The following is a 905-nucleotide window of genomic DNA, read 5'->3' as shown; positions in this document are numbered from 1 at the left end:
CCACCGGCGGCGCGACCGAAGCCGCGGTCGGGCCCGGCGCAGCGGTGGCCGGTGCAGCCGGCGTGACGGGAATCTCGCGCTGCGTCAGCGTGGCCGGCGCCGGCGCGTAGTACGGCGCATAGCCATACGGACTCGTGTAATAACAGCCGCCGAGGGTCAGCGTCGTCAATGCGAATACCGCACACCTCGCGGCAGGAATCGGGGTCATGTGTTGCTCCGGCAGAATCCGCGCGTCGCCGCCAGGTGCGCGCCTGACTCTAGCTTACGTCCCCTGCAGATTTCCGCTCGGTATGATCGGTTACTTTTTGTTTCCTGCACCGGACGGGCGCGCGGGCACGCCGCGTGCTGGCAGGTCTGTCGCGCTCGCGTTGAAGTTCGCGCAAATGCCCTCAACTTGAACGATGTCAGGCTGGCCGGCGCGGACGGGGTTCGCGAGCAACCGGCGGCCCGAAACCAGCGGACTTCGGCCCGCCCAGACAGGAACGCGGCTCACGCCGCCATCGACATGACTACGCCACGCCCCACTCCCCGGGCGGACTCGCCGCTCGATCCGATCATCCAGTTGCTGGCGCTCGCCGGCGAACAGGGATATCTGACCCACGCCGACCTCGTCGACGCGCTGCCGCCCGAAAGCGACAGCCCCGACGCGCTCGACGTCGTGCGCGCCGCGCTCGCCGACATCGGCATCGCCGTGCTCGACGAGCCGGCCGTGCCTGCGCCGTTCGCCGGTTCGGCGCCAGTCGACGTCGATCGCGATGCGCTCGACGAAGGCCGCGCGATGCTCGGCGAAACCAGCGGACTTCGGCCCGCCCAGACAGGAACGCGGCTCACGCCGCCATCGACATGACTACGCCACGCCCCACTCCCCGGGCGGACTCGCCGCTCGATCCGATCATCCAGTTGCT

At 69.5% G+C, this 905-nt stretch carries 2 pseudogenes; one reads left to right on the top strand and one right to left on the bottom strand.

Annotated elements, in window-relative coordinates:
- Nucleotides 1–208 (bottom strand): annotated as a pseudogene (locus G3N99_RS41170) (hypothetical protein); the annotation flags it as partial.
- A 297-nt stretch (nucleotides 209–505) separates the two neighbouring features.
- Here G3N99_RS41170 and G3N99_RS41165 point away from each other — a divergent pair.
- Nucleotides 506–790, top strand: a pseudogene (locus tag G3N99_RS41165) (RNA polymerase sigma factor region1.1 domain-containing protein); the annotation flags it as partial.
- Nucleotides 791–905 lie beyond the last annotated feature (115 nt).

Source organism: Burkholderia sp. Ac-20392 (assembly GCF_017104585.1).
GTDB lineage: Bacteria > Pseudomonadota > Gammaproteobacteria > Burkholderiales > Burkholderiaceae > Burkholderia > Burkholderia lata.
Note: the sequence above shows the minus strand (reverse complement) of the source record. Positions and strands in the feature narration are given on the sequence as shown.